General features: G+C 57.1%; 17 protein-coding genes. 13 read left to right on the top strand and 4 right to left on the bottom strand.

Annotated features, from left to right (window positions below; all coding sequences use genetic code 11):
• Nucleotides 1–58: 58 nt before the first annotated feature.
• Nucleotides 59–1,078, bottom strand: a complete 1,020-nt coding sequence (gene pstS / locus KI809_RS03300; RefSeq protein WP_246559152.1) for a phosphate ABC transporter substrate-binding protein PstS — start codon at nt 1,076–1,078, stop codon at nt 59–61.
• Between the two features lie 468 nt (nt 1,079–1,546).
• Here pstS and KI809_RS03295 point away from each other — a divergent pair, with 468 nt between their 5' ends.
• From KI809_RS03295 to KI809_RS03275, 5 genes are read left to right on the top strand one after another with little or no spacing between them, the layout of a single operon-like run.
• Nucleotides 1,547–4,207, top strand: coding sequence for an ATP-binding protein (locus tag KI809_RS03295; protein WP_214170068.1), 2,661 nt, complete (start codon nt 1,547–1,549; stop codon nt 4,205–4,207).
• Nucleotides 4,208–4,229: 22 nt separating this feature from the next.
• On the top strand, nt 4,230–5,267 hold the full coding sequence (locus KI809_RS03290) for a sensor histidine kinase (protein ID WP_214170067.1): 1,038 nt from the start codon (nt 4,230–4,232) through the stop codon (nt 5,265–5,267).
• Entirely contained in the window at nt 5,173–5,553 is a 381-nt protein-coding gene (locus KI809_RS03285) for a response regulator transcription factor (RefSeq protein WP_246559150.1), read from the top strand. Before KI809_RS03290 ends, KI809_RS03285 begins: the two co-directional genes overlap by 95 nt.
• Nucleotides 5,554–6,117, top strand: a complete 564-nt coding sequence (locus tag KI809_RS03280; RefSeq protein WP_214170066.1) for a CheB methylesterase domain-containing protein — start codon at nt 5,554–5,556, stop codon at nt 6,115–6,117. It abuts the gene before it with no gap.
• 31 nt (nt 6,118–6,148) lie between these two features.
• On the top strand, nt 6,149–7,864 hold the full coding sequence (locus tag KI809_RS03275) for a methyl-accepting chemotaxis protein (RefSeq protein WP_214170065.1): 1,716 nt from the start codon (nt 6,149–6,151) through the stop codon (nt 7,862–7,864).
• An 80-nt stretch (nt 7,865–7,944) separates the two neighbouring features.
• On the opposite strand, the gene KI809_RS03270 is transcribed toward KI809_RS03275, so the two are convergent.
• Complete coding sequence (locus KI809_RS03270) at nt 7,945–8,382, bottom strand: phosphate-starvation-inducible PsiE family protein (protein ID WP_214170064.1); 438 nt, start codon at nt 8,380–8,382, stop codon at nt 7,945–7,947.
• 75 nt (nt 8,383–8,457) lie between these two features.
• Here KI809_RS03270 and truC point away from each other — a divergent pair, with 75 nt between their 5' ends.
• Nucleotides 8,458–9,246, top strand: coding sequence for a tRNA pseudouridine(65) synthase TruC (gene truC, locus KI809_RS03265; protein ID WP_246559149.1), 789 nt, complete (start codon nt 8,458–8,460; stop codon nt 9,244–9,246).
• A gap of 38 nt (nt 9,247–9,284) precedes the next feature.
• Here the strand turns inward: truC and pnpS are convergent, their stop codons facing one another.
• Complete coding sequence (gene pnpS / locus KI809_RS03260) at nt 9,285–11,054, bottom strand: two-component system histidine kinase PnpS (protein WP_214170063.1); 1,770 nt, start codon at nt 11,052–11,054, stop codon at nt 9,285–9,287.
• The gene (locus tag KI809_RS03255; RefSeq protein ID WP_435052239.1) at nt 11,051–11,734 is read right to left on the bottom strand and encodes a response regulator; all 684 of its coding nucleotides are present in this window, start codon (nt 11,732–11,734) and stop codon (nt 11,051–11,053) included. The genes pnpS and KI809_RS03255 overlap by 4 nt, the downstream gene beginning before the upstream one ends.
• A gap of 172 nt (nt 11,735–11,906) precedes the next feature.
• Here KI809_RS03255 and KI809_RS03250 point away from each other — a divergent pair, with 172 nt between their 5' ends.
• The 7 genes from KI809_RS03250 (at nt 11,907) to KI809_RS03220 (ending at nt 24,682) form a co-directional block, all read left to right on the top strand.
• Nucleotides 11,907–15,359, top strand: coding sequence for an alpha-amylase family glycosyl hydrolase (locus tag KI809_RS03250; RefSeq protein ID WP_214170061.1), 3,453 nt, complete (start codon nt 11,907–11,909; stop codon nt 15,357–15,359).
• Between the two features lie 52 nt (nt 15,360–15,411).
• On the top strand, nt 15,412–15,933 hold the full coding sequence (locus KI809_RS03245; RefSeq protein WP_214170060.1) for a transposase: 522 nt from the start codon (nt 15,412–15,414) through the stop codon (nt 15,931–15,933).
• Nucleotides 15,934–16,148: 215 nt separating this feature from the next.
• Nucleotides 16,149–16,535, top strand: coding sequence for a hypothetical protein (locus KI809_RS03240; protein ID WP_214170059.1), 387 nt, complete (start codon nt 16,149–16,151; stop codon nt 16,533–16,535).
• 275 nt (nt 16,536–16,810) lie between these two features.
• A complete protein-coding gene (locus tag KI809_RS03235) occupies nt 16,811–21,232 on the top strand; it encodes a PEP/pyruvate-binding domain-containing protein (RefSeq protein WP_214170058.1) in 4,422 nt (1,473 codons plus the stop codon).
• Nucleotides 21,233–21,306: 74 nt separating this feature from the next.
• The gene (locus KI809_RS03230; protein WP_214170057.1) at nt 21,307–22,890 is read left to right on the top strand and encodes a glucose-6-phosphate isomerase; all 1,584 of its coding nucleotides are present in this window, start codon (nt 21,307–21,309) and stop codon (nt 22,888–22,890) included.
• Between the two features lie 62 nt (nt 22,891–22,952).
• On the top strand, nt 22,953–24,236 hold the full coding sequence (locus KI809_RS03225; protein WP_214170056.1) for an HDOD domain-containing protein: 1,284 nt from the start codon (nt 22,953–22,955) through the stop codon (nt 24,234–24,236).
• Complete coding sequence (locus KI809_RS03220; RefSeq protein WP_214170055.1) at nt 24,236–24,682, top strand: hypothetical protein; 447 nt, start codon at nt 24,236–24,238, stop codon at nt 24,680–24,682. Before KI809_RS03225 ends, KI809_RS03220 begins: the two co-directional genes overlap by 1 nt.
• Nucleotide 24,683: the final 1 nt, after the last annotated feature.

Raw genomic sequence — 24,683 nt, 5'->3', positions numbered from 1 at the left:
AACAATTATACCGACAAAAACAAGGGGGGCATTGATGCCCCCCGACAGGCCATATAAATCAGTATTTGATGGTTTTGATGGTTTTATCCACCATCTTGACCACGTTTTCCGGAAGCGGCGCATAGAGAAGCGGGGCTGCCAGCTTCTGTCCCTTGTGCAGGCTCCAGTTGAGGAATTCGACCAGCTTCTGGCCTTTGACCTTGTCCTTCTGCTGCTCGTAAACCAGCAGCCAGGTGAAGCCGACTACAGGGTAGGTGTCCTTGCCTGGCTGGTTGACCAGGGAGATACGATAGTCGGCCGGCATGTTCTTGGCGGCGCCTGCTGCTGCGGCACTGATCGACTTGATGGTCGGTTCGGCGAACTTCCCTTCCTTGTTCTTGAGGAAGGCGTACGGGAGCTTGTTCTCGACAGCATAGGCCAGTTCGACGTAGCCGATGGAGAACTGGGTATTCTTTATCTGGCCGGCAACACCTTCGTTACCCTTGCCGCCAAGCCCGACCGGCCATTTTACCGACGGTCCCTTGCCCACTTTCTTGGCCCACTCCTGGTTCACGCTGGTCAGGTAATCGGTGAAGATGCTGGTGGTGCCGCTGCCGTCAGAGCGGTGCACAACCACGATCGGCTTGTCCGGTATCTTGATGCCGGGGTTGTCGTTGGTGATCTTCGGGTCATTCCATTTGGTGATCTTGCCGAGGAAGATGTCAGCCACGTCCTCTGAGGAAAGCTTAACTCCGGTCGGGACACCCGGAAGGTTGTAGGTGACGACCACTGCGCCCATAACCGTGGGAATGTGGATCAGCTTGCCCGGTGCGCCTTGGAGCTCACTGTCGGACAGGAATTTGTCGCTGGCGCCGAAGTCAACAGTCTGGGCCGTGATCTGCTTGATCCCGCCGCCAGAGCCGATGGACTGGTAGTTGAATTTGACGCTTTTGTCGATCTTGGCGTATTCGTTGAACCACTTGGAGTAGAGCGGGTAAGGGAAGGTCGCTCCGGCACCGTTGATCAGGGTTTCGGCAGAGGCGAGGCTTGCCAGTGACAGCAGGCCGGCAGCAACAATGGCAGCAATCTTTTTGAACATGTATTGTCTCCTTCTTGTTTCGATCATGTCTCTTTTGGTTGATCTGATCGTAACCAAGTTTTGTTGCAGTTGTGTTACAGGGAAGAAAAGATCCGGTGAATATGCACCGAAATCGCTCTTCGGATTTGCCGACTGCCTTTCTCATGAGCTGAAAGCCGTGGTTCTCTCCGGCTGAGGATAAATTATCCTAAAGTCCACCTCCTCACCACCCGAAGAGTTTTATAGCAATATAACAGTATATTATTGTTGGCATGCTCTAAGTTTCTGCGCTCCTGCCACTGTTAAGGTCCGGACTTTAAAATATTTAAACCTCGGTTTGATTGCGATGGCGGCAGAGCCTTGGCCCGGTCCGGAGCGGCTTTATTCTTCGCAACTAAGATCACCCGGAGCAGATATGGTTTTGCTGAGACAACCGGTAGCTTCGCCTCCATGTGCACCCAATCAAGCTTGTAATCAGGTGCACTATTAATGACGGAGTCGCCGTTCCATAAACTCAAGCGGAAAATCCTTGCCGGTGTTGCCACCATTGTCCTTGCGGTGGCCTCTATCTCTGCGTGGAATTTCACTGACGAATACCGGCATACCATTGAGACCGCCAAGCGCATGACCGCCGGGTATGCCAAGGCGTTGGCCGAGCATGCGGAAAGCGCCCTGGCTGAATCAGACCTAGTATTAAAGGGGATAATTCGCGAGACCGCCAGTGACGGCCCGCTTGCTGCCATGGACCAGAAAAGACTTTTCGATGTCATCACCCATTATTCCGAGGGGGCGCCCCAGATCGGCATGGTTTTTCTGGTCAACCGAAACGGCCTGCTCTTCATGAACAGTAATGCGTTTCCACCGAAGCAGGTGGATGTGGCGGATCGGGAATATTTCCGGCATTTTTCAGCGCACCCTGAGACGGATTTATATATTTCCGATCCGCTCTTCAGCAGACTGACCTCTCAATGGCGCTTCAATCTGATGCGTCCCATTCGAGGTAAGGGCAACAACATAGATTCTCTGGTCTCAGTGGGCTTCAATACGGATTATTTCAAGAATTTCTTTCCCCAGGAAAGCATGGGTAAGGAAGGCAGAATCCTGCTGGTAAAAGACGATGGCACACCGATAGTGAATGAGCCTGGGGGAGAGGCTGAATACAAATTCAACTTCGCGAAGACCCCGCTGTTTGTCAAACATTTGCCGCAAGCGCCGGCCGGAACTTATTTCCTGAAAGCCGGCATCATTCATCCGGAACCACGCATTGTCTCCTACCACCGGCTCAAACGATTTCCTGTTATTGCCGTGGTATCGATAGCCAAGAATGAGGTGCTGTCTGCCTGGTATCGCCGCACTGTGTCCACAGTGCTGCTCCTCGCAGCTTTGAGTGCCGCTGCCATCTTTCTGGTTCGGATGCTTTTCAAGCATCTCGATCGACTGCACCTTTCCCAGACAACTATTTCCGATCAGCAGCAACAGCTGAAGACGCGGCTGACCTTGTTGGAGAATATCGCCACCGGTGTCGAACTCCCCACAATCCTGGACCAGGTTGTGTTGATGGTGGAAGCCGAATATCCCGGCTCGCTCTGCTCCATCCTGCTGGCAGACGAGGCCGGTGAGCGGTTGCGGCATGGTGCGGCCCCGAGTCTCCCGGATTTTTACAACAAAGCGGTCGATGGCCTTCCCATCGGGCCTCGCATCGGTTCCTGCGGCACGGCAGCCTACACTAGAAAAAGGGTGGTGGTGGAAAAAATAGAGGGGCATCCCTATTGGAAAGGGTTTGCTCCTGCCGGAGAGGCCGGGTTGAAATCCTGTTGGTCCGAACCTATTATCTCCTCGGCCCATGAGCTTTTGGGCACCTTTGCCATTTACCACCGGGAGGAAAAGTCTCCTGATGACAAGGCGCTTCACCTGATCGAGTCTGCTGCGCACCTGGCTGCCATTGCCATTGGCCGGGTCAGGCAGGAAGAAGCCCGGCAGAAGCTGGAGTCGAAGCTGCTGCATATGCAGAAGATCGAGGCTGTAGGGCAGTTGGCAGGGGGTATTGCCCATGATTTCAATAATCTCCTCACCCCTATCATCGCCTATGCCGACATGCTGTGCTACAGCCTGAGGCATGACGATAACGACCGGAGGAAAGCCGAAAACATCCTTTCCGCCGGTCACAAGGCAAAGGAGTTGACCCAGAAACTGCTTACTTTCGGGCGCAAACAGAACCTTCTCATGGAACCCCATGACCTGAACGATATCGTGCGGTCGTTCCAGGATATCATGCGTCGCACCATCCGGGAGAATATTGCCATCGGTTTAAGCCTTGCCGAACCGCATGCCTTTGTGTCCGTGGATCGAGGCCAGATCGAGCAGATCCTCCTGAACTTGCTGGTCAATGCCCAGGATGCCATCGAGGGGAAAGGGGAGATCAGGATAGAAACCGGTCACGTCTTGCTGGATGACGAATATGCACGGCTGCATCCCGGCATGCATAGCGGGCGCCACATCCTCCTGGCCTTCACCGATACCGGATGCGGCATGTCCGAAGAACTGGCCAAGCATGTGTTTGAGCCGTTTTTCACGACCAAGCCGGTCGGCCACGGCACAGGACTGGGGCTGGCAACGGTGTACGGTATCGTCAAGCAGCATAACGGCTATATCAAGATGTCCAGCAAGGTTGAGGTGGGCACGGCATTCATAATATACCTGCCCGAATACGTTGGCGAGTCGTCTGCTGCCTCCCTGCAGCTGCCGGCAGCGGCAGATCATGCTGCCTCACCGGTGTTCGGCCGCAAAACCATCCTGCTGGTGGAAGATAACATCATGGTTCGGGAAATGATGGGCGAGATCCTGAGCAGCAACGGCTACCTGGTGCTGGAAGCGGAATCCCCAGCTATTGCCGTGTCAATGGCATCTGCTCCGGAAAATCATATCGACCTGCTGGTGTCGGATGTGATCATGCCAGAAATGAACGGCAGGGAACTGTACGAAATAATCAGCAAGGGCCATGAGGCTCTGCCTGTCTTGTTTGTATCCGGCTATACCAGTGACATCCTTGATCAGGACAAAGCGATGGTGAATGAAATCAGCTTCTTGCCAAAGCCATTCACCGTGGAACAGTTTCTGAAGCAGGTCAACATCATGCTTCATCAGCCGTAAATGGTGCCCGATGAAATCAACCATGTCGGTTAAAATAATGCTGATGTTTCTGGCAGCCGCCATCGGGGGCATTGTTGCCCTTTGGGTCGCCACCACCCATGTTGTCGGTGAGAACCAGTGGCTCGTCGCCCTTATTGCCGGGTTGGTGCTCTCCTTCAGCGCCTTTATTGCCATCATTCTCCATTATCAGTCGGTCTTGGTTGAGGCCAAGGAGAATCTGGATGAAGCACATCTGTCGGTCGAAGGTCTTATCACGCAGAAAGATCAGTTCATTCGTCGCCTTGGTCACGACCTTAATACTCCATTAACGCCGCTTGTGGCGCTGCTTCCCATGATCCTTACCAAGTCTGGCGATGAAAAGCAGCAGCAATGGATAAAGGCCTGTATCGCCAATGTGCAGCATATCCGCGAACTGGTTGCAAACTCCATGCAGCTGGCGAAGCGGTTCAAGCCGACCAGGCTCAGGTTAAACCTCGACTGTTTTTCTCTGGCCCCGGCAGTGGATGATTTCCTCTCTCTCATGGATACCGAGATCGAAAACCACGACCTGAGGGTGGTAAACCTCATTCCGCAAGACCTTACGATCCATTCGGACCGCTCGGAGATCCAGGAGGTTTTCTCCCAGCTCGTGCAGAACGTGGTGCAGTTCGCTCCCCGCGGATCCAGGCTGATCATCGATGCAGAAGCTTCAGGGGATGAGGTGTGCGTCTCTTTGCATGATGAGGGGATCGGCCTTTCCGATGAAGAACGGCTACAGATATTCGATGAATTTTACAAGGCAGACCCTTCGCGGCATGAGTTGCGTTCATCGGGTCTCGGTCTTTCCATCTGCCGCCAGATCATTGTCAACCATGGCGGGCGGATCTGGGCCGAGAGTCCGGGTAAAGGGTTGGGGACCACGATAAAGTTTACGCTCAGTTCCGGAGGTAATCATGACAGCAGACAAGAGCTTTCCAGCAAAAGTGATGATTGTGGACGACGAACCTTATATCCGCGAAACAGTCCAGGAAATTCTCACCTTCCACGGGATCGGCCTCCTGTCTGCCGCAAGCGGCGATGAATGCCTACAGTACCTGCGTGAGGGGTTCAGGGGGGTGATTCTCCTGGATATCATGATGCCCGGGAAAAACGGCTGGGAAACCATCCGGGAGATAGCTGCGGCTGGCCTTCAGTCAGGCAATATCATTGCCATGCTGACCGCCCTTGATACGCCGGATGACCAAATGGACGGGCTCCAGGAACTGGTAATGGATTACATCACCAAACCGTTCGAGCCCTCAGAGTTCGTGGCGTCCCTGCGTTCTTACCTGTCTTGTCTTGAGCAGATGGAGCATGAGGTCCAATAGATGGCACTCACCAATCTCATCGTCATCGGCTCTTCTACCGGCGGTCTCAAGGTCCTGGAGGTACTCTTCCCCAAGCTTCCGGTCCTGAACGCCGCGGTTGTCATAGTGCAGCACATTACGCCGCTGGTTGACAAGTCGTTCGTCACCTCTCTGCAAAGGGTTTCGGCCATGCCGGTCGCCCTGGCAAAGGAGGGCGATCTCCTCCAAAGCGGCAAGGTCCTGCTGGCCCCGGGAGGGGTGCACCTGTATTTTGTCAATAACCAGAGCATCCACCTGGCGGCAGGGGAACGGGTCAACTCCGTATGCCCATCAATCGATGTGAGCATGCTCAGTCTCTGCCCTGGGAAAGGCGGCAAAATGGTTGGCGTGATCCTTACCGGCATGGGGCGTGACGGTGCCGACGGCATTGCGCACATGAAAAAATGCGGTAGCGTCACCATTGCCCAGGACCAGAAAACCAGCGTGATTTATGGCATGCCCAAGGCAGCGGCGGAAACCGGCGCCGTCGATTTTGTCCTGCCGACCGAGCGGATCGCGGCCAAATTGAAAGAGATTTGTGGATAACATCATAAATACTTAGAAGAAGGAGACTAACATGGGTTTCACGAGGTTCAAGAACTGGCGGATCCAGTACAAGATCATGACGATTTCGGTCATCAGCGTCATTATGATGATGGCAGGGCTTTTCGCTTACCTGCTGCCGTTGATCGAAAACCGGATCATCAAGGAAAAGCAGGACGCCACTCGCCACGTTGTTGAGATGGCAGTCGGCATTGTCGAGTTCTATGATTCCAAGGTGAAAGCCGGGGCCCTTCCGCTGGAACAGGCGCAAAAGGAGGCTGCCGAGCAGATCTCGAAGCTGCGCTATGAAAAAAAGGAATATGTCTGGATCAATGATCTTGGCAAGCCGGTCCCCAAGATGATCATCCATCCGACTGTTCCGGCGCTGAACGGCAAGGTGCTTGACGACGCCAAATTCAACAAGGCCACAAAATCTATTGACGGGCTGTCCGGAGAAACCAGAAAACTGGATAACAAGAACCTCTTTGTTGCCTGCAACGAACTGGTGGAACGGGCCGATCGCGGTTTCGTCAATTACGAATGGCCCAAACCGAAGGAAGGTGGGGGCACTACCGACGAGCTGTATACCAAGCTTTCCTATGTGCAGAAATATGCCCCATGGGGATGGGTACTGGGAAGCGGCATTTACATCGACGATGTCAAGCATGATGTCAGTAATGTCAAGTGGCTGCTGGTAGGGCTTAATATTGCCTTTGCCCTGTTCATGCTGCTGCTTTGCTATTTCATAAGCCGCGGCATTACCCGCACCCTTGGTTATGTTGACAAGAGCCTGGAAGAGATGGCCAGCGGCGGCGGCGATCTGACCCGACGGCTTCAGGTGGAGCGTGAGGACGAAACCGGTTCCCTGGCCCACTCGTTCAACCGTTTTCTTGATAATCTCAAGGTAATTGTGATGCGGATCAACCAGAACGCGGTAGAGGTTGCCTCATCCGCCGACCGGTTGAACAACAATTCGGAAACCATTGCCAATGGTACGGAAAAAGCCGCCAGTCAGGCGACTTCCATTGCCATTGCCTGCGAAGAGATGGCCGCCACCTCGGCGGAAATCGCCCAGAACTGCATCCGCACTGTGGAAATATCCAACCGTGCCACCGACACCGCCCGCAATGGCTCCGAAGTGGTCAGCCATGCCGTGCAGAGCATCCAGCGGATTGCCGACAAGGTACAATTGAGCGCCAAGACCGTGGAATCGCTCGGCACCCGTTCAGAACAGATCGGTAATATCGTCGGCACCATTGAAGATATCGCCGATCAGACCAACCTTTTGGCCCTGAATGCGGCCATTGAGGCGGCCCGTGCCGGTGAGCAGGGCCGCGGTTTTGCTGTAGTTGCCGATGAGGTGCGCGCCCTTGCCGAGCGTACCACCAAGGCGACCCGCGAGATCGGCGAGATGATCAAGACCATTCAGCAGGAGACCAAGTCGGCAGTCGGGGCCATGGAAGAAGGGGTTCAGGAGGTTGAGCGTGGGACCGAGGACGCTTCCCGCTCCGGCATCGCCTTACAGGAGATCCTTTCGGAGATCGCCGATGTGACCAGTCAGATCAACCAGATTGCCACTGCTGCCGAAGAGCAGAGCGCCACCACCAATGAGATCAGCAAGAGCATGCACGAAATTACCGAAGCGGTCAGCAGCGCATCGCACAATGCCAACGATACTGCCGGAGCAGCCGGCCAGCTCGCCGGCATGGCTGAGGAGCTGAAAAAAATAGTCGCCCAGTTCAGGATGTAAAGAAAAAGCCCCTGTCGCCGTCACATAACGGCGGCAGGGGCTTTACCTCTGGCGGCAGGTGGGTGCCGGGGAAACCGCAGTCAGAAATCGTTTTGCAGGCGCCGCGGCGAAAACCGCACCGCAATGATCCGGATCAGGGCCAGCGACAGCACCAATAAGATCACCATCGCCACTTCCTGCCATTCCATATCCCGATACCAGAAGGCCATTACCTCGGTTAGGACGGTCACGATGACCGTATCGATGATGTAGGTGACCTTGACCCTGCCTTCGGTGAAATAGGCCAGGGCGGTGCGCAACACTTCAACAATCGCCAGCACAGTCAGCATATCCACCAGCAGTGTCTTGAAAACCGTATGCACCTCACCCTTTAGGACTAGCCGCAGGTCGTAAAACGTAGTGCCGATGCCGGCCAGAATCGCCAGCAGTATCGCCACAATCAGCAGGGAGAGCAGGACCCGCGCCGAACTCTCGAAAAACCGGGAAATTTTCAAATCAATTGCCTCTTCACGCCACATCTGAGTTCTCCTTTTTGTATTGTCTGGGAGAGCATAGCAGGGTAATGTTGCATGCCTGTTACAGGCTGGTGAATTATGAAAGGCCCGAAGGATATGGATGAATGTCTTGAAGTTCTCTACCAGGACGATTACCTGGTTGCCGTCAATAAGCCGTCAGGGCTGCTGGTGCACCGGAGCCCGATCGACCGCCATGAAACCCGCTTTGCCCTGCAGACGGTGCGCAACCAGACCGGGCGCCGGGTCTATCCGGTCCACCGGCTGGACAAGCCGACCTCCGGGGTGCTGCTGTTCGCCTTTTCCCCGGAAATCGCCCGAAGTCTTGTGGAGTGCTTTGCTGCCGGCGAGGTAAAAAAATCTTACCTGGCCGTGGTGCGGGGCTATGCGCCGGATGAGGGGACCATCGATTACCCGCTGGTTGAGGACCAGGACAAGCACGACCATATTTTTACCGGCATTGAGAAGGAGGCGCAGGCAGCGGTTACCGTTTTTCGCTGTCTAGCGCGCATCGAGCTTCAGTCCTCTGTCGGCCGTTATGCCACCTCCCGTTATTCGCTGGTCTCGGCAGCGCCACGCACCGGTCGGCGCCACCAGCTGCGTCGGCATTTTAAGCATATCTTCCATCCGATCATCGGCGATACCCGCTACGGCGAGGGGCGGCACAACCGGTTCTTCCGGGAAGAGTTCGGCGTGCATCGGCTACTGCTGCATGCTGCTGAGCTGATGTTCCCGCACCCAATCACTGGCGCTCCGGTGGCATTGATCGCACCGCTCGATCATGAGTTCAGGACATTGATGGAACGTTTGGGATGGTTGGCTGCAGTGCCGCTGGAGTGGCGCGATCCCGCCCGTCCTCCCCATGTTTAGGGGAGGGGGCAGAGAGTTTTGCCATGAAGAGAGGGGTGTTACGGTTTCTTTAATATGACTCTGAAAATTGCCCCTTGGCCCGGCGGGCTGTCCACGCTGATGCTGCCGCCATGAAGCTGCACGATATGCTTGACGATCGCCAGGCCGAGTCCGGTGCCGCCTTGCTCCCGGCTGCGGGCCGCGTCCACCCGGTAGAAGCGCTCGAAGATCCGCGGCAGGCTAGGCAGCGGGATACCCGGTCCGGTATCACTGATGGTAACCGTGACGTTGTTGTCGCTACTGGCGACATTTATGGAGACTTCTCCGCCGGCAGGGGTATATTTGATGCCGTTGTCGAGCAGGTTGAAAAACACCTGCTCGATTCGTCTCTGGTCGGCGAGGATGCCGGTGCCGGCAGGGATTTCCCCTAATTTCAGGGCCACCCCTTTTTCGACACTTTTCAACTCCAGAAGTTCGGCGGCATGCCTGATCGTTGCTCCGAGGTCAACTGGTCCGAGTTTCAGGCTGAAATTGCCAGATTCCATCTCCGACAGGCTCAGCAGGTCGGAGATCAGTGCTGCCAGCCGTTCGGAGTGGTTCAGGATTATCGACAGGAACTGCTGAGATCGCTCCGGGTCTTCGGTCAGCACCCCACCCAGCAGGGTCTCGCTATACCCCTTGATCACCGTGACCGGGGTGCGCAGTTCGTGAGAGACATTGGCCACAAAGTCCTTCCTGATCTTCTCCAGCCGTTTCAGCTCGGTAATGTCGTGAAAAACCGCCACCATACCGGTTACATTGTCTCCGTCGAGCAGCGGTACCCAGTAGGTAATAACATTTTTCTCACTGGAAGCCTCTATGGTTATCTCCTGGATATGCTCGCTTTTCTTCTGCAGGCATGACCGGAAAGAGTCATTAAGGCCGGGGTGACGCGATATTTCAATCAACGGCCGGCCAGAGATATTCTCCTGCACCTCAAACAGGGTGCAGAAGGCAGGATTGACCAGGGTCATGACCCCTTCATTGTCGGTGACCATTACCCCTTCACCCATACAGCGAAGGATTGCATCGAGGCGATTCCGCTCGGATGCCAGGCTGTGAATCTGCTCCTGAAGCCGATCCGCCATGTCGTTCATGACTCTGGCCAAACCGCCGAATTCGTCGTCTCGCCGTATCTGGATTCGCCGCGAAAGTTGGCCTGCCCCGATCTCACCGGCAAGCTGGGATATCTGCCGCATGGGGCGGTAGACCAGCTGGGAGAGGATGGAACTCAGGGCAAGGGCGATAAGTGCGGCAAACAGGATCGCCAAGCCGAGGGTGACGTGGAGCTTCATCTTCAACTGGTCAACTGAGTTGAGCGGCAGTGCCAGCCTGATGGTGCCGATTCCGGTGTTGTGGAGGTTGACCGGTGCGGCAACGTAGAGCATTTCGGAGCGGAGCGTGGTCGAGTAGCGTATTGCACTCCCTTGCCCTGTTTGCAGTGCCTGAATGACCTCGGGCCGGTCTTTGTGGTTTTCCAGATCAATGAGTTTGTCTGGCGATACCTGGGAATCACCGGCCACTCTGCCGTCAGGGGCAATGATCGTCACCCGGGCCTTGCTTTGCCTGCCGATCTCGGCAGCGAGCCGCGGCGCATAATGGCTTAATTCCCCGGTTTCGTTACTTACGGCAACAGCCGCAATACCTGCCTGGCTGAAAAGGTGGTCTGACAGGTCAGTCAAAAGGTGACGCTCAAGGGTCGGCACCAGGTAGGCGTACAGGGCACCTCCCATGGCTGCAGTCAGCAGGATGAATGAGGCGAAGATTTTCCAGCGGATGGAGAAGGTCATTCAACCTCCATCTTGTAGCCGAAACCACGGATGGTCTTGATCAGGTCGCCGGCGGTGCCGAGCTTGCTGCGCAGACGGGTTATGTGGGTATCCACCGTGCGGGTGTCGGCATCACTGCTGTACCCCCATACATGGCTTAAAAGCTGTTCGCGGCTCTGCATTCTGCCGAGTCGTTCCATCAGTGTCAGCAGCAGTTTGAATTCGGTGATGGTCAATGTTATCTCCTGGCCGTCCGATGTTACCTTGTGGGATTCGGTGTCAATGGCCACCGGTCCGGCGCGGAATAGCTTGGCCTCAGGTTTTTCATTGGCGCTCCTCCTTAGGATTGCCTTGACCCTGAGCAGTAGCTCCCGCGTGGAAAAGGGTTTGACCAGATAATCGTCGGCGCCAACCTCGAACCCGACCACCTTATCGATCTCTTCCCCTTTGGCTGTTACCATGAGGACCGGAATCGCCGAACAGCTCTCATTACGGCGGATTGCCTTGCAGATCTCGATGCCGCTGATTTCCGGCAGCATCAGATCCAAGATCACCAGGTCCGGTTTTTCGCTGATCACCCGCTCCAGGCCGCTCCTGCCGTCAGTAGCCACATCTGTCTGATATCCTTCTTTGTGCAGGTTGAAGGCGACCAGATCAGCCAGGTCCCGTTCGTCTTCGATGATAAGAATTTTCATCGGCATAAACTCCTCATGGAAATGTTAACAGATTATCAAGAGATTGTTACAGTTGTGTGTCCGGTTTACTGAGAATGTGTGAAAAGAAGAAAAGGTTGTGAATGACCGCAACTGTGGCATAATCCAGTAACAGCCTGCTAACGCCAAGAATCTGCATTGATCGTCCCAGAGGAACCCGATGTCCCCAGAGAACAAACTTACGGAATATTTTTCATACGAAATCCAGGTAAATCGTGCATCGTGGCACGCCTTGGGGCTTGCCGAGGTCACACAAGGGATTCGTAGTCAGCAGCTCCCGGTTGTCATGTTTTTCCGGGAGCTTGCCGCTCGCATCTCAGCAAGGCCCGGCCGGAAAGGCGAGCCGGTCCAGGCAGGGGCTCTGAATCTTTATGCGCTGCTGAATCGCGTCTACCGCATTATCTGCGATCGTTATTTCTTCGAGCAGGAGCCGGGACTGCTGTCGATACTCCTGGAAAAGAGCGGTTTTCCCTTGGACTCTCCGGAATTTACCTCGCTGGCGGTCCGGTTCGGTGAAATCTTCCCACCCGAGGCAGTGCTTGCTGACAGCTATCTGGATTTCGCGACTTGGCTGAATGCCTCCGAGGGGCGCGATCAGCGCAACTATCAGCTGTTCCGGGAAATGCTGCTCATCAGGGTCGCTGCCGAGAACAGGGCAATCGACAGTTTCCGGGAGATCCTGGACGATAGCGAGCTGGTCGCTACCAGCCATTATCTGCAGGCATGTTCCGGTATAGAACGGGAGCTGATCAAGGCGCCGCCGGTGGCGCCGTTCGATCTGCCGCTGGCCGAACTGCTGCGTCTCCCGCTGAAGGCTGCGCCCAATTCCTTGTACGACCAGCTGGCCTTCATCCGTCGCGAGTGGCAGGCGGTCCTTCCCAAGGATCTCCTGGTCGAGATCCAGACCGTTTTTGCCATTGTCGAGCAGGAGAGCCGGGTCTTTGCCCCTCGTGGCGAGCCGGGCGGAATCGATGTCCTGGAGTTCGGTCCCGGGAGCGGGGTCAACGATTATTACCCGGAGCCGGAGCGGTTTTCCGCCGATACTGACTGGATGCCGAACGTGGTGCTGCTGGCCAAGATGGTCTACGTCTGGCTGGGGCAGCTCTCCAGTGAGTATGGTGAAGAGATCAGGACTCTTGACCGGATTCCGGACGCCGAACTGGACCGTCTGGCCCGCTGGGGAGTCACCGGGCTCTGGCTGATCGGCATCTGGGAGCGGTCGCCCGCGTCCCAGCGGATCAAGCAGCTCTGCGGCAATCCGGAAGCCATTTCCTCTGCCTATTCCCTCTTTGACTACACTATTGCCCATGACTTAGGGGGCGAGCCGGCGCTCTGGAACCTCAAGGAGCGGGCGCTGCAGCGTGGCATAAGGCTGGCCAGCGACATGGTGCCGAACCACACCGGCATTTACTCCAAATGGATCCTGGAGCACCCGGACTGGTTCGTCCAGCTCGATTACCCGCCGTATCCCGGCTACAGCTTCACCGGCCCGGACCTGTCATCGTCGCCGGAGATCAGCCTGCATATCGAGGACGGCTACTGGGAGCGGCGCGATGCCGCGGTGGTCTTCAAGTATTACGATCACCGGGACGGCCGGACCCGCTACATCTACCACGGCAACGACGGCACCAGCACCCCCTGGAACGACACGGCCCAGCTCAATTACCTGAATCCCGAGGTGCGCGAGGCAGCTGCCGGCACCATCCTCCACGTGGCGCGCATGTTCCCGATCATCCGCTTCGATGCTGCCATGACCCTGTCCAAGAAGCATTACCAGCGGCTCTGGTTCCCCCAGCCCGGTCATGGCGGGGTGGCATCGCGGGCCGAACATGGCATGACCAGGGAGCAGTTTGACAACGCCATGCCCGAGGAGTTCTGGCGCCAGGTGGTGGATCGGGTGGCGGTTGAGGCTGCCGATACCCTGCTGCTGGCCGAGGCGTTCTGGCTCATGGAAGGGTATTTCGTCCGGACCCTTGGGATGCACCGGGTCTATAACAGCGCCTTCATGAACATGCTGAAGATGGAGGAGAACGCCAAGTACCGCCAGACCGTGAAGAACGTCCTGGAGTTCAACCCCCAGGTGCTGCAGCGCTTCGTCAACTTCATGAACAACCCGGACGAAAAGACCGCAGTGGAGCAGTTCGGCAAGGAGAACAAGTATTTCGGCGCCTGCGTGCTGCTGGTGACCATGCCCGGCCTGCCGATGCTCGGCCACGGCCAGGTGGAAGGGTTCCACGAGAAATACGGCATGGAATACAAGCGGGCCTACTGGGACGAACCGGTGGATGAGCACCTGGTGCGGGAGCACGAACGGCGGATCTTCCCGCTGATGCGCCGCCGCTGGCTCTTCTCCGGGGCCGACAACTTCACCTTCTATGATTTCTGGGTGGGCGGCTCGGTCAACGAGGATGTCTACGCCTACTCCAACCGGGTCGGCGAACACCGGGCGATCATTGTCTTCCACAACCGTTTCGCCTCGACCGCCGGCTGGCTCCGGAGTTCCACCGCCTTTGCGGTCAGGACCGGCAACGGTGAAGAGATGGTTCTTCGCCAGACCTTGCTCGGCGAGGCGCTTGGCTTCAAGGGGGATGGTCGGCACTACTACATCTTCCGCGATTATGCCAGCGGTCTCGAATATATCCGCAACGGCCGGGAACTGTTCAATGAGGGGCTGTTCGTGGAGATGGAGGCGTACGAATACCATGCCTTCATGGATTTCCGCGAGGTGTGGGACGACGAATACGGCACCTGGGGTACTCTCTGCCACCAGCTGCAGGGGCGGCCGGTGGAGAGCATCGACGAAGAGGTGAAGCTGGTCAGGTTTGGCCCGCTGCTCGACAGTCTGGAGGATATTCTCGATCGCCATGCCGGGCTGCTCACCGGAGATTTCGGTGAACTGGACGCAAAAAGCCTGAAAAAGATCCGGGACGCCTTCCAAGACGATCTTCATCGGTTTATCGGGGAGCTGGCCGGTCTGGCCTTACTGACCGGTGCGCCGGAGCCGATTGTAACGGCAGTGGCCAAAGAGCTGCTCTACCTGGAAAGCCTTGCTGAGGGGAAATCAGCAACGCATCCTGTTTCCGGATATACCGCGCAACTGCTGGCCTTTGCCTGGCTCTGCCTGCACCGTATCGGTGAACTGGAAGAGGGGGATGAACCGCCAGCGGTGACCACTGAACTGGTGGAGCGCTTCGGGCTGGTCCGGCCGATCCGCGATGAACTCTATGCCGAGGGTGGCGGCGTGGATGACCCGCTGGCAACTCTTGATGTAGTGAGCATCATCCGCCTGTTCAAAGCCATGCTTCATTGGCAGGAGCTACTGGCTCTGCCGGTAAAGGAGCAGGAGGAGTGGCTGGAAGATCTCCTCCTTGACCGCAATGTCGCGGCCTTTATCGGCCGCCATAGCAGCGGCCCGCATGAATGGTTTGTCAAGGAGCGCTGGGAGCTGCTAGTCGCCTGGCTGGAGCTGGCTACTCTGGTCAATGAGGCAGGACTCGCCAGGAGCGGCAAGGTATCCGCTGCCAGGGAAAAAGCGGTAGCCAAGGGTGCTGCAGCGCTGGTGAAACGGGCCGAGACTGCCGGTTACCGGGTGGACCTGTTTCTGAAGCCGTAGGGGCGGTTCGCGAACCGCCCCTACATGCGAACCGCCTCAATATATGGGTAACATGATTTTCAATCGCGACATCCACCACCGTCGTTCCATCCGCCTGAAGAATTACGATTATTCACAATCCGGTGCCTATTTCGTGACCATATGCGCCTGGCAACGGGAATGCCTGTTCGGTGAAATTGTTGATGGGAAAATGCTGCTGAATGATTTCGGGCGGGTGGTTGTTGATTCTTGGAATTGGTTGGCATCACAATACGATTATGTTGCGTTAGAAGGATCTGTGGTAATGCCGAATCATCTTCATGGAATCATCGTGATTAACAACGTAGGGGCGGTTCGCGAACCGCTCCTACATGCTGAAAAGACGAAATCCCTGGGTCGTTTGATCGGGGCATTCAAGACCGTATCAACCAAGCAGATAAACATCATTCGCAACAACCCCGGCTGTACTGTCTGGCAGCGCAACTATTACGAACGGGTGATCCGCAACGAAGATGAATTGACTCGGGCTCAGGAATATATAATCAACAACCCGTTAAAATGGGAATTTGATAAGGAAAATCCGGCATGTCAGTAGGCCGCAATTAATTGTGTGATCGGTTGTTGTACGATTGGTAGGGGCGGTTCGCGAACCGCCCCTACAACAACCCCGCCACCTATCACCGTTTGACCCCTTCCCGCTGATATGTTACATGTCGTAAGCTTTTGACAATGAGATTGATTTAACTGAAATTTCTTTTGGAGACTCCAAAGCATATAATGCTAGATGCCATGGGGGCATATATTTGTTAGGTGCAAGAAATTGAAAGGGAAAGCATGCCATCTCGTATTTTTGTCCTTGTTTTGTTTTTAGCCATTACTGTCGGGACTGCTGGCGCGTTTGAGATAAAAGAACATAAACAATCTCAGATTAAAACTGAAGCTGAGTGTCGCAAACTTGGGGGAACGTGGTGGTCGCCAGGGATGCCAGGTAACCAACGGCCTAAGATTTGTGATTTGCCAACCAAAGATAAAGGTAAAAGTTGCTCGGATTCCTCTGAATGCGAAGGGTACTGCTTGAGCAGCAAAATATTTGGTATCCTCTCCTTTACAAAGGGTAAATGCTCTGGAAGTGTTTATCTTGTAGGATGCAATAAAATACTTGAAGCCGGCTCAGCAAAAGAAGTCTGTGTTGATTAAACCGAATAACTAGCGGCGACACACTGGCTTCGCTGAGCTTAGCTGGTACATCTTGCCCTGTCACGCAATCACGGAAATATATGGCATTTCAAGAATCCAATGAGGGAATTTCTGGGACGGTTACAAGACATCCCGAGATCTTAGGGTAAAATGGTCTATGACGTAGGGGCGGTTCGCGAACCGCCCCTACATGCGACCACCATTACGTGCGGGAAAGACGAAATCCTTCTGTCGCTTGATCTGCGCTCCAATAATGAAAATTTGAAAGAGCTTCCGTGAAATCCGATACCTCTGCCAATCCTACCAAAGATGACCTCTGCGCCCAGTTCATGGGGCGCGAAGAGCGGATGCTGGCCCTGGTCCGCCGTTATTTCTCTCTCGACGATTTGCAGGCAATCAAGGCGCGTATCATCGGCAGCGGCTTCATCGGCGGCAAGGCGGTCGGCATGCTGCTGAGCCGGGCCATCCTCCGGGCTGACCGGGACGGCGGCTGGGAGCAGATGCTGGAGCCGCACGACTCTTTTTTCGTCGGCACCGATGTCTTTGACGCCTTTATCGAGCACAACGGTTGGCTCGATATCATGCGCGAGCAGCGGAGCGAGGCCGGCTATCTGAGCGGCGCTGCCCGGCTGCGCGACCTGTTCCCGGAAGGGGAATTCCCACCAACGATCCGCGCCGAGTTCCGCAGGATGCTGGACCATTACGGCCAGTTCCCGATCATTGCCCGTTCCTCAAGCCTTATGGAAGACGGCTTCGGCAACGCCTTTGCCGGCAAGTACGACAGTTTCTTCTGCGTCAACCAGGGTCCCCTGGAACAGCGCTTGCTGCAGTTCGAGGCAGCGGTGCGGCGGATTTACCTCAGCACCATGAGCGAGGAGGCGCTGCAGTACCGTTTGCGGCGCGGTCTTGCCAGCCGGGAAGAGCGGATGGCAATCCTGGTGCAGCGCGTGTCCGGCAGGCGGCAGGGGGACTATTTCTTCCCGGCCTTTGCCGGGGTTGGCATCTCCTATAACACCTTTGTCTGGCACCCATCCATCGACCCGACTGCCGGGATGCTCCGGATGGTCGTCGGGCTGGGCACCAGGGCGGTTGACCGCGTGGAGGGGGACTATCCGCGGATCGTCTCCCTGGACCAGCCGATGCTGCTGCCGATGGGTGACCAGGATGACCTGCGGCGTTTTACCCAGCGGGATGTGGACCTGCTGGATATTGCGGCAAATGACATCCGCACCATCTCCCTGCGGGAGCTCCTTGGCCAGGAACACCGGCTGCCGCTGGAGCTGTTCGGTAACCGGGACGTTTCCGGCCTGATCGTGACCTTTGAGCGGCTCCTGACCCGGACCGGCTTTAGCGAGACCATGCGCCGGTTGCTGGCTACCCTGGAAAAGACCTACGGCTATCCGGTGGATGTGGAGTTTACCGGCAATTTCATTGATGAACGCAACCTGGCAATCAATATCGTCCAGTGCCGGCCGCTTCAGACCCGCGGCGTGCAGTCGATGCGGGTGGAGATACCGCTCAGACCCGATGAGGATTCGCTGTTCCGGTCGCGGGGGAGCTTCATGGGCGGGAGCATTGTCCAGCCGTTGCAGCGGGTGATCTCGGTCGATCCGGAACGGTACACCTCCCTGACCCTGTCCGACAAATACGAGCTGGCACGGATCATTGGCCGCCTCAACCGGATGATCCCGTCGCGGGAAGAGCTGCCGACGCTGCTGATGGGGCCGGGGAGATGGGGGACTACCACCCCGTCGCTCGGGGTTCCGGTGCGGTTCGCCGAGTTCAATTCAGTGAGCGTGCTGGCGGAAGTTGCCTTTTCCGCAGGCGGCCTGATGCCGGAGCTGTCGTTCGGTTCCCATTTCTTCCAGGATCTGGTGGAGTCGGGGATATTTTATGTGGCCCTGCACCCGGAGCGGAAAGGGTGCTTCCTGAACGACGGACTGCTGGCAGCGCTGCCGAATCGCCTGGAAGAGCTGCTGCCCGACGATGCCCGCTTTGCCGAGGTGATCCGCATTGTGGACTTGCCGGAACGGTTTACCCTGTTGGCCGATATTGTCAGCCAGGAGCTGGCCTGTTACCGGGAGGAGCGGTTCGAGCCTGAGCCGGTAAGCCCGGACGCGCCGGATCAGGATAAGCCTGCCGGATTCGTCACCACCGGTCTGCCCGGTCTCGACTCGATCCTCGGCGGACTGCGGCTCGGGGATAACGTAGTCTGGCGCGTTGACCGGATCGAAGACTTCCATGCCTATGTCCGGCCGTTTGTGGCATCTGCACTTGCTGCCGGCCGGCGGGTCGTGTATATCCGCTTTGCCGGCCACGAGCCGCTGGTGGAAAACTTGCCACAAGTTACGGTCCACAACCTCGATGCCCTGCGTGGTTTTGAATCGTTTACCGTCAAGCTCCACGAGATCATCGGTCAGGAGGGGCGGGAGGCATTTTACCTTTTCGACTGCCTGTCAAGCCTGCTTGACGCCTGGGCCACCGATGCCATGATCGGCAATTTCTTCTCAGTGACCTGTCCCTACCTGTTTGAGCTGGACACCATCGCCTACTTCCCCCTGATCCGGGGGACTCACCCTTTTTCGACCATTGCCCGGATCCGCTCCACCACCCAGCTGCTGCTCGACCTGCACAGTTTTGAGGGGGAGTCGATCCTGCATCCGCTCAAGGTCTGGCGCCGTTCTTCCCCGACCATGTTCCTGCCGCACCGTCATCAGGGCGACCGCTTCGAGCCGGTCAAGGCGAGCTGCGACGCTTCCACGCTGTTTATCGGGCTGCATGGCACCAGGACGGAAAAAGCGGTGCCGCATATCGATCATTGGGAATGGCTGTTCATGAAGGCCAGGAAGCTGGCTCGCGGCAAGGGGAGCGACCGGAGCCGTCAGGCAATGGTGGACAATCTCTGCCGACTACTGTTCGGCTCGGATAAGCGGATGCTGGCGCTGGCGCGGCGCCATGTAACGCTGGAGGACTTTCTCTGGATCAAGGAACGGATGATCGGCACCGGCTACATCGGCGGCAAGGCCGCTGGGATGGTTGTTGCCAGGGCCATCTTGGAGCGGGACCAGGATTTTGACTGGAGCGGCGTGCTTGAACCCCATGATTCGTTCTTCATCGGCTCGGACCTGTTTCACACCTATCTGGTGCATAACGGCTGGTGGAAGGTGTTCATGGAGCACAAGAGTCCGGAGGGCTACCTGGAAGGGGCGGCCAAGCTCCGCAAGCTTTTGCTGCTCGGCTCTTTCCCGGCCGGGATCTGCGAGGAGTTTCAGAAGCTGCTGGAGTACTTCGGCCAGTACCCGATCATTGTGCGGCTCAGCAGCCTGCAGGAAGACGGTTTCGGCAATGCCTTTGCCGGCAAGTATGGCAGCTTCTTCTGTGTCAACCAGGGGACCCCGGAGGAGCGTTACTGCCAGTTCGAAGAGGCGGTACGGCTGGCCTATGCCAGCACCATGAGCGAAGATGCCCTGCAGTATCGGCTGCAGCGGGGGCTGGACCGCCAGGAGGAGCAGATGGCGCTTCTGGTACAGCGGGTTGCCGGTGCCTACCATGGCCGCTATTTCTTCCCTGAGATTGCCGGGGTCGGCCTTTCTTACAATACCTTTGTCTGGGATGAGTCGGTAGATCCTCATGCCGGGATGCTGCGGCTGGTATTCGGCCTGGGAACCCGTGCCACGGCGCGGGTAGCAGGCGATTATACCCGGATTGTCTCGCTGGATCATCCGACCATGGTTCCGTTCGGCACTCCTGAGAGCGGCCAGCGGTTCTGCCAGCGGCAGATCGACCTGCTGGACATCGAGGAGAACGAGTGCCGCACCATGCCGATCTCCACGTTGCTGGCCGAAGGGGTGGAGCTGCCGGAGGTGTACCGGTCATACGGCACCACGCTGCCGCGGCGCGGGGGGAGAGGAGTCGAAAAAGGGCTGACCTTTGACCGGCTTCTTAGCGGCCAGGATTTCCCGGAGGTCATGGGGCGGCTCCTGGCCACCCTGGAACGGGCCTATAATTACCCGGTGGACGTCGAGTTTACCGCTACCTCGTCGTCGAGCGGCGGGCTGAGGCTGAACCTGGTCCAGTGCCGGCCGCTGCAGACTAGGGGAGTGCAGGTTCAAAGGGTCGAGATTCCCGGCGACCTGCCGGAAGATGCCGTGCTTTTCCGCTCCCAGGGGCATTTCCTGGGTGGCAGCATCCATATGCCGATCCGAAGGGTGATCCATATCCCCAGCGGCGCCTTCCTGGCCTTGCCGTTGAACGAGCGCTATGAAATCGCCCGGATCGTAGGGCGTCTCAACCGGTTGATCCCGTCGCGCGAGGAGCTGCCGACGCTGCTGATGGCTCCCGGTCGACTCGGCACCACTACGCCGGAGATGGGGGTGCCGGTGCGCTTTGCCGAGATTGACCGGATGGCGGCCCTTGCCGAACAGGCATTTTCCTTGGGAAGCCTGGCACCGGAGCTTTCTTTCGGCTCGCACTTTTTCCAGGACCTGGTGGAGTCGGGGATCTTCTATGTTGCCGTGTATCCAGAGGAAAAGGGGTGCCTGACCAATGAACGGCTGCTGTCGCAGCTCCCCAACCGTCTGGCCGACCTGCTCCCCGACGATGCCGGGCTTGCCGAATATGTGCGGGTTGTGGACCTGGCAGGGGAGTTCCGGCTGATGGCGGACATTGTCAGCCAGGGAGTGATCTGCTGCAGTTGACAGCATCCTGTTCCTGAGGCGCAGCTTGCCTGACAATAGTTACAATTTGCTACGAAGATAACAACGGAGGGGTCATGTCAGCTAACTGGGAACGATATCAGAAATATCTGTGTGATTGTCCTGAAGCCGGAATGCTGATCGATGTCAGCGGGATGGCTTTTAACGACGATTTTTTCGCAACGATGGAACCTGCCATGCAGGAGGCGTTCAACGCCATGACGGCGCTGGAGAGTGGGGCGATCGCCAACCCGGACGAGAACCGGATGGTCGGCCATTACTGGCTCAGGAATCCGGGGCTGGCGCCGGATAGCGGCATTGCTGCCGAGATCGAGTTCAGCGTCCGGGCGGTCAAGGAGTTTAGCGCTGCTATTCATGCCGGTGAGATTGCCCCTCCGGGGAGGAGCGGCTTCACCCGGCTCCTGGTGATCGGTATCGGCGGTTCCGCCTTGGGGCCGCAGTTTGTGGCCGATGCCCTGGGGGGAGCCAGTGACCGGTTAAAGCCCTATTTCTTCGACAATACCGATCCGGACGGCATGGACAAGGTGCTGGCCGAGATCGGTCCGGCGCTGGCTGAAACCCTGGTGGTGGTCATCTCCAAAAGCGGCGGCACCAAGGAGACCAGGAATGGCATGGTGGAAGCCCAGGCCGCGTTCGACGCCGCAGGGCTGGAGTTTGCGAAATATGCGGTGGCTGTGACCGGTGCCGGGAGTGAGCTAGACAAGGCCGCTGTCGCCGGGGGGTGGCTGGCGCGCTTTCCGATGTGGGACTGGGTTGGTGGCCGCACCTCGGTCACCTCGGCGGTCGGCCTGCTTCCGGCGGCGTTGCAGGGGATTGATATCGACGCTCTGCTCAAAGGGGCGCAGGTTTGCGACGAACTGACCCGACGCCGGGAGACCCGGAGCAATCCGGCGGCACTGCTGGCGCTGATGTGGCATTACGCCACTAACGGCCGCGGCGAAAAGGATATGGTGGTGTTGCCGTACAAGGACCGGCTGCTGCTGTTCTCCCGCTATCTGCAGCAGCTGATCATGGAGTCGATCGGCAAGGAACTCGACCTGACCGGCACGGTGGTCAACCAGGGCATCTCGGTTTATGGCAACAAAGGGGCCACTGACCAGCACGCCTATGTGCAGCAGCTCCGCGAAGGGATCAACAACTTTTTCGTAACCTTTATCGAGGTGTTGCAGGACCGGCCCGGAAAGTCGCTGGAGGTTGAGCCCGGTGTTACCAGCGGCGATTATCTTGCCGGATTCCTGCAGGGAACGCGCAAGGCGTTGGCCGGGAAAGGGCGGGAATCGCTGACCATTACCATCGAACGGCTCGATGCGGCAAGCATCGGCACCCTGATCGCCCTGTACGAACGGGCTGTCGGCTTCTACGCAGCGCTGGTCGGGATCAATGCCTATCATCAGCCAGGGGTGGAAGCGGGGAAAAAGGCGGCCACCGCGGTGCTTGCCCTGCAGGCGAAGATTATGGCGCGGCTCAGCTCCCAGCCGGGAGTCGAGTTTACTGCGCTTGAGCTGGCCGGGGCCGTGGGGGATGAAGGAGAGACTGAGACTGTTTTCCGGATCCTGTTGCACCTGGCCGGTAATCCTGACCGCAGGGTGCTCATGGCCCGGGGAGCGACAATAGCGACGAGCCGTTTTAAGAGCGCTTAACTTTTTGTTGCTGAGGCCGAACAGATTACAAAGGTGGCGATAACAAACAGAAGGTGAAGCTCATGGCAGTGCTTTTCAATGTCGATCTGAATTTTATGCCGATCCCGGATGTGCTGCAGTGGATCGACATGAACCGTCTCTCCTGTGTAGTGAATGTCACCCTTGAAAACGGCAATGACATGAACCTCTGCATGGAAAACGGCAAGATCGTGTTCGTGTCATCGCAGAAAAAGGGGTATCGCCTGGGTGAGTACCTGGTCAAGTGCGGTGCCATGAGTGAAGTCAAGGTCTTCCAGGCGCTGACCGAAAGCAGAAATTCCGGGCTGTCCTTCACCCGTTATCTGGTGGAAAACGGGCTGATCCCTGCGGCTGAACTGGCTGAGCACCTTGGGGAGCTGGTGGAGAAGATCCTGATCGAGGTGTTTATCAGCAAAAACGGTTCGGTAGCCGTGACTTCGCCACTTCCGGAAATCGTGGCCAACGGCCCGGTACGGCTGGAAACCGGACGGATTATCTTCGATGCGGTGCGGATCTTCGATGAGATGAACCGGGATTCCCGGCAGCGGGATGAGGCGGTCGAGGCGATCAACCAGCGCCTGTACCAGGAGGATTTTCAGCTCCCGGTGCTCCCCGGCATGCTGATGCAGCTGATTTCGCTCATGGAGGACGAGAAGACCACTTTTCAGGACATGGCCAAGCTGATCATGACCGACCAGGTCCTGATCTCCCGCATCCTGAAAATCGCCAACTCTGCCCTCTATGCCGCTTCAGGAGAGGTGGACTCGATTCATTATGCCATTGTCCGGCTCGGCATGCGCGAGATCATGAATATCGTCACCGGCATTCAGATCAACTCGTTGCAGAACAAGGATATTCCCCAGGAAAAGCTGCAGCAGATCCTGGATGATGCCCTGAAGACCGCCTTTGTCGCCAGCGGCCTGGCGCGTCATTGCCGGCTTGATCCAGAGGAGGCGTTTCTGGGCGGCTTGCTGCTGGATCTCGGCAAAACCGTGATCCTGAGTGTTGCCAAGGATTTCGAGATCGAGCAGTTGCTGCTGGAGGATCTGCTTAACTCGCGGCATGCCGAGATCGGTTCGCTGATTGCCAGGAAATGGAACTATCCGGAATCGATCCAGAACCTGATCCGCTATCACCATAAACGAAACTTCGGTGGCATCGTCAACCCGATGATCGCACTGATCCAGCTTGCCGACCAGGTGGTACAGGCCGGCTCCGAATCAGGTCTCGACCCGGAGCTGCTGCAGGCGATCGGTGTTGACCAGGAGACGGTCAACGATGTCTTCTCCAAGTCGATCAATTCCTTCAACCAGATCAAGGCAATGTGATGGCAACCCAGGAGATTGAACAGTACCTTAACCGCGGTGTACTGAAGCTGGGCCAGGGGGATGCCCTGAGTGCCCTGGTGCATTTCGAAAAGGCGGTGAATGCCGGCGGGGGGACTCCGGAGTGCATGTCCTATCTCGGCTACTGCATCGCCAAGGAGCGGGGGCAGACGGCACGGGGGAAGATCCTCTGTCGCGAGGCGCTGGATGAAGATCCGGGGAATCCGCTCCACTTCCTGAACCTGGCAAAAATCTGCCTGCTTTGCCGGGACAAGGATGGCGCTCTGGAAGCGTTGCGCCAGGGTGCCGCTTGCGGGGTCAATGAAGAACTCAGCGCCCTGCTTGAGGAGGTCGGTTCCCGCAAACCGCCGGTTTTCTCATTCCTGCATCGTGACCATCTGCTCAATAGGTATGCCGGGGTGGTTTTCAGCCGCCTGGGGCTGCGCTGAT

Origin of the sequence: Geoanaerobacter pelophilus, from assembly GCF_018476885.1 — a bacterium.
GTDB classification, from domain to species: Bacteria; Desulfobacterota; Desulfuromonadia; order Geobacterales; family DSM-12255; genus Geoanaerobacter; species Geoanaerobacter pelophilus.
This window is presented reverse-complemented; position numbering and strand designations above follow the sequence as displayed.

Bases quoted from the DNA above. Each gene is read 5' to 3' on its own strand.
- pstS (WP_246559152.1), bottom strand. From the start codon at position 1,078: ATGTTCAAAAAGATTGCTGCCATTGTTGCTGCCGGCCTGCTGTCACTG.
- KI809_RS03295 (WP_214170068.1), top strand. From the start codon at position 1,547: ATGACGGAGTCGCCGTTCCATAAACTCAAGCGGAAAATCCTTGCCGGT.
- KI809_RS03290 (WP_214170067.1), top strand. From the start codon at position 4,230: ATGTCGGTTAAAATAATGCTGATGTTTCTGGCAGCCGCCATCGGGGGC.
- KI809_RS03285 (WP_246559150.1), top strand. From the start codon at position 5,173: ATGATTGTGGACGACGAACCTTATATCCGCGAAACAGTCCAGGAAATT.
- KI809_RS03280 (WP_214170066.1), top strand. From the start codon at position 5,554: ATGGCACTCACCAATCTCATCGTCATCGGCTCTTCTACCGGCGGTCTC.
- KI809_RS03275 (WP_214170065.1), top strand. From the start codon at position 6,149: ATGGGTTTCACGAGGTTCAAGAACTGGCGGATCCAGTACAAGATCATG.
- KI809_RS03270 (WP_214170064.1), bottom strand. From the start codon at position 8,382: ATGTGGCGTGAAGAGGCAATTGATTTGAAAATTTCCCGGTTTTTCGAG.
- truC (WP_246559149.1), top strand. From the start codon at position 8,458: ATGAAAGGCCCGAAGGATATGGATGAATGTCTTGAAGTTCTCTACCAG.
- pnpS (WP_214170063.1), bottom strand. From the start codon at position 11,054: ATGACCTTCTCCATCCGCTGGAAAATCTTCGCCTCATTCATCCTGCTG.
- KI809_RS03255 (WP_435052239.1), bottom strand. From the start codon at position 11,734: ATGCCGATGAAAATTCTTATCATCGAAGACGAACGGGACCTGGCTGAT.
- KI809_RS03250 (WP_214170061.1), top strand. From the start codon at position 11,907: ATGTCCCCAGAGAACAAACTTACGGAATATTTTTCATACGAAATCCAG.
- KI809_RS03245 (WP_214170060.1), top strand. From the start codon at position 15,412: ATGATTTTCAATCGCGACATCCACCACCGTCGTTCCATCCGCCTGAAG.
- KI809_RS03230 (WP_214170057.1), top strand. From the start codon at position 21,307: ATGTCAGCTAACTGGGAACGATATCAGAAATATCTGTGTGATTGTCCT.
- KI809_RS03225 (WP_214170056.1), top strand. From the start codon at position 22,953: ATGGCAGTGCTTTTCAATGTCGATCTGAATTTTATGCCGATCCCGGAT.
- KI809_RS03220 (WP_214170055.1), top strand. From the start codon at position 24,236: ATGGCAACCCAGGAGATTGAACAGTACCTTAACCGCGGTGTACTGAAG.